Source organism: Alcanivorax sp. UBA3183 (genome assembly GCF_002364155.1).
Classification (GTDB): domain Bacteria; phylum Pseudomonadota; class Gammaproteobacteria; order Pseudomonadales; family Alcanivoracaceae; genus Alcanivorax; species Alcanivorax jadensis.
In genome coordinates, this window is record NZ_DEXN01000009.1 from 1 (window position 1) to 8736 (window position 8736).

Genomic DNA, 8736 nt, shown 5'->3' on the forward strand with positions numbered 1-8736 from the left:
TGCTAAAAATGGGGTGATTACCCTTCGACCTGGTAGTGGAGATCATGCTCTTCCATCTTGGTGCCTAGGACGTGGTACTCGGGAAGGTGAAGGATGTTGTCAGGCAAGCTAGTCATGCAAACTTTCCTTGTCGACATGGTCCATAGATGATCGCGACTCTTTGACCGCGTTGTTTTCAACGAACTGAAGGTGAGTTACTCCCTTGGGTCTTCTGCTTCTCTGAGCCCTTCATGCAATGACGCAATTAGCGGGCAAGTGATATTGCCTTGTTGTGCATGGCATCTGTCGACCATTTCGCTCAGCACCTTCTCAATTCTTTCAAGCCTGTCGATCTTCTCGCGAACGTCCCCTAACTTGTGCTCTGCGAGAGCACTGGCTTCTTGACAGTGGGCGCCATCTTCCAGCCGAAGTAGGTCACTGATCTCATCCAGACTAAAGCCCAGCTGCTGCGCCGTTTTCACGAACGTCAACCTGTCGATATCGGCGGCACTATAGCGTCGAATACCTCCGGGAGGGCGTTCGGGCTCCGATAATAGCCCTCGTCGCTGGTAATAGCGGATTGTCTCGACATTGACGCCGGCCGCCTTGGCCAGGCCGCCAATGGTCATGGTGTCCGCCACTTTATCTGCATGTCTCTTCATGATGCTTGACTCCGTACCAAGCTACGGAAGTAACCTTATCGTAGCTCCCCCCATCCCGAAAGGAGAATCGTCAATGCGGACATCTAAAACGGGGCGAGGGCCCCTGGCCGCCGGAGGAGTCGCGGCCCTCCTGGCCTCGGCGTGTTGCCTCGGCCCGCTGGTGCTGATCACGCTGGGCGTTTCCGGCGCCTGGATCAGCAATCTGGCGGCGTTGGAGCCCTATCGCCCGCTCTTTATCGGCGTCGCGCTGGTGGCGATGTTCTTCGCCTGGCGTCGCGTCTTTCGGCCAGTGGAAAAGTGCCAGCCGGGAGAGGTGTGTGCCGTGCCACGGGTCAGGACGGGCTACAAGGCGATCTTCTGGCTCGTATCGCTGCTGGTGCTAATCGCCCTGGTATTCCCCTACATCTTGCCCCTGTTCTATTAAAAGGAGATCTACCATGAAAGCTCGTTTCGCCTTCATCGCGCTACTCGCCCTGCTCAGCACGCCCGCCTTAGCGGCCCTGCAGACCGTGACGCTGTCGGTGCCGGGCATGACCTGTGCCGCCTGCCCGATCACCGTCAAGGCCGCCCTCAACAAGGTGGACGGCGTCTCGCAAGTCGACGTGAGCTACGCGGATCTCGAGGCCGTGGTCACCTTTGACGACGCCCGAACGTCGGTGGAGGCATTGACCGAGGCCACCATCAACGCTGGGTATCCATCAACCCCGACATCCTCGCAAGCGGATCGAGAGTGATCATGAAGAATCCCAAGCCCCTGCTGCGCGTGAGCGTGATCGGCACCGTCCTGGTGGCATTGTGCTGCTTTACGCCGATCCTGGTGATCCTGCTTGGCACGGTGGGCCTGGCGGGGCTGACGGGCTATCTCGACGTTGTGTTATTGCCGGCCCTGGCCTTCTTCATCGGCCTGACCATTTATGCGATTTGGCGTAAGAAGCAGTTCGACGCCTGTTGTGACAACGGCTCTATCAAATCAAGGAATACGCCCCCTGAGTGACATCAAGCAGCTGCACATCGCGGTCATCGGGTGAGTTGTTTACGAGCTTGCCCGCCACGGTGAAGGAATAAGCGTGAAAGATTCGCAGAAATTTTTAAGCGTCGTGCTTGGCACCGGGTTGATGGTGCTGTGTTGCGCGCCAATCGCCCTGGTGCTATTCGGTACGGCGGGCCTGGCCGCGTTGGCAGGCTATCTCGATTACCTGCTGTTTGCCGCCCTGGCCATCGGCTTACCTCTCTACGCGCGATACCACAAGCGGAAGCAGGATGCCGGCTTTACTAATGAAGACTCGGAGAAACGTGATGATTGAACTCAACGTGAGTGGCATGACCTGTGACCGCTGTGCGGATCATGTCAGGGAAGCCCTGGAGAAGCTGCCCGGCGTGCAGTCGGTGGAGGTATCCTATCCTCAGGGGACGGCATCGGTAGCCGTTGATCCGGAGACACCGGCCTCGGCGTTGACGTTTGCCGTGACCCGACTTGGCTACCAAGCTCGACTGGCCAACAGTGGGCCCACTTCCCCGGCAGGCGCATCGGTGTCCAAGGGCCGTGATGAAGACGCCCCGCACATCGCGGTGATCGGCAGCGGCGGCGCCGCCATGGCGGCGGCCCTGAAAGCCGCCGAGCGCGGCGCCCGGATCACCCTGATCGAACGCGGCACCGTCGGCGGTACCTGTGTCAATACAGGCTGTGTGCCTTCGAAGATCATGATTCGCGCGGCCCATATTGCCCACTTGCGTACGGAAAGTCCCTTCGATGCAGGCCTGAGCGCCCAGGCGCCGGTGGTGGATCGGGCCAAGCTGCTCGAGCAGCAGCAGCGACGTGTCGAGGAACTGCGTGACGCCAAGTACGAGGGGATTCTGCGCGACCACCCGGCCATCACGGTCCTGCACGGCGAGGCCCGGTTTATCGATGCCCATAGCCTGATGGTCAAGCTGAACGAGGGCGGCGAGCAGGTCGTCCACTTCGACCGCGCCTTAATCGGTACTGGCGCCCGACCGGCAGTACCGCCGATCCCGGGTCTTGCCGACACCCCCTACCTGACCTCTACCAGTGCGCTGGCCCTGGACACCCTTCCCGAGCGGCTGATTGTGATCGGCGCCTCGGTGGTGGCCCTGGAACTGGCCCAGGCCTTCGCCCGGCTGGGCAGCCGGGTCACGGTGCTGGCCCGCAGCCGCCTGCTCTCCCAGGAAGACCCGGCGGTAGGGGATGCGGTGGAGGCGGCGTTTCGCCGCGAGAGCATCGAGGTCCTCAAGCAGACCCAGGCGAGCCGCGTGGACTACACCGACAATGAATTCATTGTCGACACCAACGCCGGCACCTTGCGGGCGGATCAACTGCTGGTGGCCACCGGACGGACACCCAATACCGAGGCCCTGAACCTGGCGAGCCTCGGCGTGGAAACCGCACGTGGGGCGATTCTGGTCGATGAGCATCTGCACACCACGGTGCCGGGGCTCTATGCCGCCGGTGACTGCACCGATCAGCCGGAGTTCGTCTATGTCGCCGCCGCCGGGGGCAGCCGGGCTGCCGTCAACATGACCGGGGGCGAAGCCACCCTGGACCTGAGCGCCATGCCGGCGGTGATCTTCACCGACCCCCAGGTGGCCACCGTCGGCCTGACGGAAGCCGAGGCCATCGAGCAAGGCTTCAGCGTCGATACCCGCGAGCTGGACCTGGAAAACGTGCCGCGTGCGCTGGTGAATTTCGACACCGGTGGTTTCATCAAGCTGGTGGCCGAACGCGACTCGGGCCGGTTGCTGGGGGTGCAGGCGGTGGCGGGGGAAGCCGGTGAGCTGATCCAGACGGCGGTGATGGCGCTACGCGCACGCATGACCGTACACGACATCGCCAATGAGCTATTTCCCTACCTGACCATGGTGGAAGGGCTCAAGCTCTGTGCCCAGACTTTCACCAAGGATGTGACGCAGTTGTCCTGCTGTGCCGGGTGAACGATATGAGCGCGACCGTGGTGCCACTGGCGGCGGCACCACGGGTTTTGGGCATGGACACCACAGGGAGCTCTGTCACGATGAACACGACACTACCCGATTGCGGGATGATGGGGGCGATGGGCTGGATAATGCCAGTGATCGGAATTGCCCTACTATTGCTGCTGGTCCTGGGCATCGCCTGTTTGGTGAAGTATCTGCTCTCTAGCAAGTGAGCGTACTGAGCGAGCCATCAACCAGCTAATCCGTTGTGGGTTGAGTTTGTCGGCCACCTTTCTCTCTCGCATACCAACCAGATAATCCGGATACCCGATTAAAGTTGAACGGGCTGAGCAAACCCCGTGGAACTTGATCACGGTCAACAGATCACGGATGAAGTCGCTTAAGGCGCCAGCTATGGCAAAATAGCCCCTACTCGAGGCTCCACGCCGATGGCCTAGGATTGCATGCCCAAAGATCCGGTAGGCAGGTATTTCCGTGCCCAGCTTCTCCTTCATCGTGGTTTTGACGTCGATTTCGATCAGCACCCCGAAGCAGTTATCCGTGAGAGACTGACGCGCTCGTTTGTCAACCGCCTCAAAATCAGCATCTTCTATGGTTCGATCAATAGTGTACGGCACCAGCGATTATTACTTAGGGCCAAGCTTGATAACTCGCAGGCGCAATGCATTCACAATCACGCTGAAAGACGACAGCGACATTGCAGCAGCCGCGAAGATCGGTGAAAGCAGTATCCCGAAGAACGGGTACAAAACCCCCGCCGCAATCGGAACGCCCGCGGAGTTGTACACAAAAGCAAAGAACAGGTTCTGTCGGATATTGCGCATGGTCGCCAGCGACAGACGGCGCGCTTCTACAATACCCATCAAGTCGCCGCGCAGCAGCGTAATGCCCGCGCTTTCGATGGCCACATCTGTGCCGGTGCCCATGGCCACCCCCACGTCCGCCGTTGCCAATGCAGGCGCGTCGTTAACGCCATCACCCGCCATCACGACAACACCCCCTTCATCTTTCAGACGCTGGACGATCTTGCCCTTATCTTCCGGCAGTACCTCCGCTTCCACTTCATCGATATGCAATTTGCGAGCAACCGCCTCGGCCGAGGTGTAGTTATCGCCAGTCAGCATGACCACTCGAATGCCGTCTTTTTGCAGCGCGACAATAGCCGCGTGGGTCGTTCTCTTGATGGGATCGGAGATGGCCAACAGCCCAGCGATTTTTCCATCGACGGCGGCAAAAATCACGGTAGCACCATCTTTGCGATGCTCGTCGGCATCGCTGTCAAATCTAGTGGTGTCGACATTCTCCGACTCCATGAGAAGACGATTACCAAGCAGCACCCGCTTGCCGTCGATTTTTCCTGTTACCCCTTTACCGTTGGGAGAATCGAAGTCTTCCGCATCCGGCAGCTTCAGCTCCATGCCCTTGGCTTTGTCCAGAATGGCGTGGGCCAGTGGATGCTCACTGCCTTTCTCGAGTCCGCCCGCAAAACGCATCAAAGCATCGTCATCGTACCCATTCGCTGTAACAATTCGGGTGATTTGTGGCTGCCCCTCTGTCAACGTGCCGGTCTTATCCACTACCACCGTATCTACCTTTTCCATGCGTTCAAGGGCTTCCGCATCGCGGATCAGCACACCACTTTGGGCGCCGCGGCCAACACCTACCATGATCGACATCGGCGTTGCCAGACCCAGTGCGCAAGGGCAGGCAATGATCAGAACACTGACCGCCGCAATCAGCCCGAACGCCATGGGCGGTGTCGGCCCAAGGAATGACCAGGCTATAAAGGCAACAATGGCAATTAGGATCACGGTGGGCACAAACCAGCTCGCCACCTTATCGGCAAGCCCCTGGATCGGTGCGCGGCTGCGTTGGGCGCTGGCCACCATCTGCACGATTTGGGAAAGCATGGTGTCCCGGCCAACCTTGTCGGCCCGCATGATAAAGCTGCCCTGTTGGTTAATACTGCCGCCAATCACTTGGTCGCCAGACTTTTTGCTGACTGCAAGAGGCTCACCGGTCACCATGGACTCATCCACGTTGGAGCTGCCTTCAAGTAACTCACCGTCCAGCGGCACCTTGTCCCCCGGGCGCACTCGCAGGCGATCACCCACCTTGACCTGATCCAGCGACACATCGGACTCGTCGCCCTGGTCATCCAGCTTTCGGGCCGTCGCCGGTGCCAGATCCAGCAGCGCCTTGATCGCGCCCGAGGTTTTCTCCCGGGCCCGCAGTTCAAGCACCTGGCCTAACAGAACCAGCACCACGATGACCGCAGCCGCCTCGAAGTAGACGGCGACAGAACCGTCTTCCTGCCGAAAGGCGTCGGGGAAAATCTGGGGCGCCAGTGTCGCCACCAGGCTGTAGATCAGCGCCACGCCAGTACCAATGGCAATGAGCGTGAACATGTTCAGATTGCGGCTGACGACGGACTTCCAGCCTCTGACAAAGAAAGGCCAGCCACACCAGGCCACTACTGGCGTCGCCAACACCAGTTGAATCCAGTTGGACATTTGTGGGGCAACGATCTGGTCAAGGCCGGTGAGATGTCCGCCCATTTCCAGCACCAATACCGGCAGGGCCAGCACCAGGCCAATCCAAAATCGACGGGTCATGTCTTTGAGCTCTGCCGAGGGCCCGTCATCCAGACTTACCTGCTCGGGCTCCAGGGCCATACCACAGATAGGGCAATCTCCGGGGCCCTGCTGGCGAATTTCCGGATGCATCGGGCAGGTGTACATGGTGCCCGGAGCCACGGGTTCGTCCTGTTTCTGTTCTCCACTGAGGTAGTGTCCCGGGTCGCCGTCAAACTTCGATTTGCACCCCGAAGAACAGAAATACCAGGTTTTCCCGCCATGCTCGCTGCGATGTTCCGCCGAGTGTGGATTCACCGACATGCCGCAAACAGGATCTTTGACCGTGTGCTCAGCCGTCATGGCCGATCCCTCCCTATCGAGTTCTGGTGATTAGTGATGATGAGCATGAGATTCTTTGTGTCCCGCTTCTTCGGCTTCTGTGGCCTTTTTCAGGAACAGTTGCTCGGCCACTGCGATAACAATCATGGTGACAACCGCCACGCCAATAACAAACAGGTCAGTATTCAGTTTGACCCAAACGAAGCCACCAAGAGCGAGCAAATCCAGAACAATTGCCACCGTGGGCACCCACACATTGGCCTTCACATCCTCCCGTAAATAGCGCAGAACGCCCCAATGGATAGCAATGTCCATGATCAGGTAAAAAATGATGCCCAGCGCTGCAATTCGGGACAGGTCGAAGAAGGCCGTGAGGATAAGCCCAAGCACCACGGTATAAACCAGCGTGTGCTTCTGGATGCTACCGGGCATGCCGAAATGACTGTGGGGGACCAGCTTCATTTCAGTCAGCATGGCCAACATGCGTGAGACGGCGAAAATACTGGCCAGAATGCCACCGGCGGTGGCCATCATCGCAATGGCGACGGTAAACCAGACGCCGTAGTCGCCCAATGCGGGACGCGCAGCGGCCGCCAGAGAGTAGTCCTGCGTTTTGATGATTTCCGCCAGGGACAGGTTACTGGCAACGGCGAAACCGACCAGGGTGTAGATCACCACGCAGGCTGCGATGGAAATAATAATCGCTCGCCCCACGTTTCTCTTGGGGTCTATGACTTCCGAGCCGCTGTTGGTGATGGTGGTAAAACCTTTGAAGGCCAGAATGCCAAGGGCCGTTGCCCCCAGGAAATTGCCAAAGGTTCCAGCCTCACCGGGGCTAGAGAAATCAACAGAAACACTGTCGGCAATCCAGATACCCACCAGCCCGAAAACCAGAATGCCTCCGATCTTCAGGATACCTATAAAGGAAGCCACGCCCTGAATCATTCGGTTGCCCAACAGATTGATCAGAAACGCGGCCAGAATTAGTGAGACGCCAAGAATGGGCACCATGCGGCCACTTTCATCGCCATCGAACAGTTGCATGGTGTAAGAACCGAAGGTTCGCGCAAGAAAGCTCTGGGCAATCACCATCGAGAAATACATCAGCAAAGCATTGAAAGCCGTCGGTAACCGATTGCCATAGGCTTTGTGCAGGTACATGCCTATGCCCCCGGCTGACGGGTAGGCATTGGAAATTTTGATGTAGGAATAGGCACTGAAGCTTACGATTACCGCCGCGGCCAGAAACGCCAACGGGAAAAGAACGCCAGTCATCTGCGCCATCTGCCCGGTAAGGGCAAAGATACCGGCGCCAATCATGACACCGGTGCCCAGCATAACAGTTCCCGGAAGTGTAAGACTGCCTTCCTGATAGCGCGTGGTTCTATCGTGCGTGCTGCTCATACAACCTCCTGTTGTTTTGAACGGCGTTTGATACTCAACAAATAGCCAATGCTGGCTTGGGTAGATCTCACTTGCATCAATGTCGAGAAAAACGGGCCAAAGAAATATCTTTAGCCCCTAAGTACCTGATCAGAATGCGATGCGCGCGCCAATCACAGCAAACCAATCTGCTGTACTGCCGCCGTCCGCTTCGGCAAAGTCGGCACTATCGCCGTATTTGCGCTCATGCACCACGCCCACATAAGGCGAGAACGCACGGTCGATCAGATCATAGCTCAACCTGAGTCCGGTTTCGATAGAAACCAGTCCTTTACCAACGCCAATTTCCCGGTCCTCGCTAAACGCAACCGTGGCATCCAGCGTTGCCGCCAGAATCCAGTAGTTGGTGAGAAGCAGCTCGTACTCTGCATCCAGTTCGGCTGACGTATCGCCATCCTTACTGACATACAGGTTTGCATCGATCTCAAACCATTGGGGAGCCAGCCCGGCTACACCGAGAACGGCATATGTACGGTCCGCCCCCTCGGGCGTATCGAAACGCACACCCGCTTTGGCGTCAAAGAACTTGGAGATAGGGATCTGGCCGACCAGTTGGTTTTCCAGTGTTTCGTAGGCCTGCTCCTCTATCTCGTACTCCCCGGTTGTGAGCAACCGGACTTTGAACTCGTCGGTGCCATAGAAAGCATCCGCATTCCAGACGCCCAGTTCCTCGTCATCGTCGCTGTAGCGGTATTCAAACTCCTCGAATTGAACACCCCAGGTTGTGAGCGGCTGTTTACGAGCGGTGGTGTCGGAGATCATTTCCTGAGCTGTCACCGCCGTTGAGA

Annotated in this window: 10 protein-coding genes; 6 read left to right on the plus strand and 4 right to left on the minus strand. The window is 58.2% G+C overall.

Features of this window, described 5'->3' with window-relative positions; genetic code table 11:
• Nucleotides 1–194: 194 nt before the first annotated feature.
• Nucleotides 195–641 carry an Hg(II)-responsive transcriptional regulator gene (gene merR / locus B3Q33_RS03120; RefSeq protein ID WP_006911920.1) on the minus strand — a complete coding sequence of 149 codons (447 nt, stop codon included), beginning with the start codon at nt 639–641 and terminating at the stop codon, nt 195–197.
• A gap of 73 nt (nt 642–714) precedes the next feature.
• Between merR and merT the strand changes: the two genes are divergently transcribed.
• From merT to B3Q33_RS03150, 6 genes are all read left to right on the plus strand, one after another.
• A complete protein-coding gene (merT, locus tag B3Q33_RS03125) occupies nt 715–1065 on the plus strand; it encodes a mercuric ion transporter MerT (protein ID WP_027965778.1) in 351 nt (116 codons plus the stop codon).
• Nucleotides 1066–1078: 13 nt separating this feature from the next.
• Nucleotides 1079–1375 carry a mercury resistance system periplasmic binding protein MerP gene (gene merP / locus B3Q33_RS03130; RefSeq protein WP_022519794.1) on the plus strand — a complete coding sequence of 99 codons (297 nt, stop codon included), beginning with the start codon at nt 1079–1081 and terminating at the stop codon, nt 1373–1375.
• A gap of 2 nt (nt 1376–1377) precedes the next feature.
• Nucleotides 1378–1635: a mercury resistance system transport protein MerF gene (gene merF, locus B3Q33_RS03135; RefSeq protein WP_033988342.1), complete on the plus strand. Its 258-nt coding sequence runs from the start codon at nt 1378–1380 to the stop codon at nt 1633–1635.
• 73 nt (nt 1636–1708) lie between these two features.
• Nucleotides 1709–1945, plus strand: a complete 237-nt coding sequence (locus tag B3Q33_RS03140; RefSeq protein WP_062817350.1) for a mercury resistance system transport protein MerF — start codon at nt 1709–1711, stop codon at nt 1943–1945.
• Nucleotides 1938–3587 (plus strand): mercury(II) reductase, encoded by a 1650-nt coding sequence (gene merA, locus B3Q33_RS03145; RefSeq protein WP_082051506.1) that lies wholly within the window; start codon nt 1938–1940, stop codon nt 3585–3587. Before B3Q33_RS03140 ends, merA begins: the two co-directional genes overlap by 8 nt.
• 5 nt (nt 3588–3592) lie before the next feature.
• Entirely contained in the window at nt 3593–3802 is a 210-nt protein-coding gene (locus B3Q33_RS03150; protein WP_082810895.1) for a hypothetical protein, read from the plus strand.
• Between the two features lie 414 nt (nt 3803–4216).
• Here the strand turns inward: B3Q33_RS03150 and B3Q33_RS03155 are convergent, their stop codons facing one another.
• From B3Q33_RS03155 to B3Q33_RS03165, 3 genes are all read right to left on the minus strand, one after another.
• The gene (locus tag B3Q33_RS03155; RefSeq protein WP_007151136.1) at nt 4217–6526 is read right to left on the minus strand and encodes a heavy metal translocating P-type ATPase; all 2310 of its coding nucleotides are present in this window, start codon (nt 6524–6526) and stop codon (nt 4217–4219) included.
• Nucleotides 6527–6556: 30 nt separating this feature from the next.
• Nucleotides 6557–7909, minus strand: a complete 1353-nt coding sequence (locus tag B3Q33_RS03160) for an APC family permease (RefSeq protein ID WP_273008947.1) — start codon at nt 7907–7909, stop codon at nt 6557–6559.
• 129 nt (nt 7910–8038) lie between these two features.
• Nucleotides 8039–8736: copper resistance protein B (locus B3Q33_RS03165; protein WP_286826883.1), on the minus strand; the 698-nt coding region annotated here is incomplete at its 5' end.

Coding starts and splice junctions, on each gene's coding strand:
- merR (WP_006911920.1), bottom strand. CDS start 641: ATGAAGAGACATGCAGATAAAGTGGCGGACACCATGACCATTGGCGGC.
- merT (WP_027965778.1), top strand. CDS start 715: ATGCGGACATCTAAAACGGGGCGAGGGCCCCTGGCCGCCGGAGGAGTC.
- merP (WP_022519794.1), top strand. CDS start 1,079: ATGAAAGCTCGTTTCGCCTTCATCGCGCTACTCGCCCTGCTCAGCACG.
- merF (WP_033988342.1), top strand. CDS start 1,378: ATGAAGAATCCCAAGCCCCTGCTGCGCGTGAGCGTGATCGGCACCGTC.
- merA (WP_082051506.1), top strand. CDS start 1,938: ATGATTGAACTCAACGTGAGTGGCATGACCTGTGACCGCTGTGCGGAT.
- B3Q33_RS03150 (WP_082810895.1), top strand. CDS start 3,593: ATGAGCGCGACCGTGGTGCCACTGGCGGCGGCACCACGGGTTTTGGGC.
- B3Q33_RS03155 (WP_007151136.1), bottom strand. CDS start 6,526: ATGACGGCTGAGCACACGGTCAAAGATCCTGTTTGCGGCATGTCGGTG.
- B3Q33_RS03160 (WP_273008947.1), bottom strand. CDS start 7,909: ATGAGCAGCACGCACGATAGAACCACGCGCTATCAGGAAGGCAGTCTT.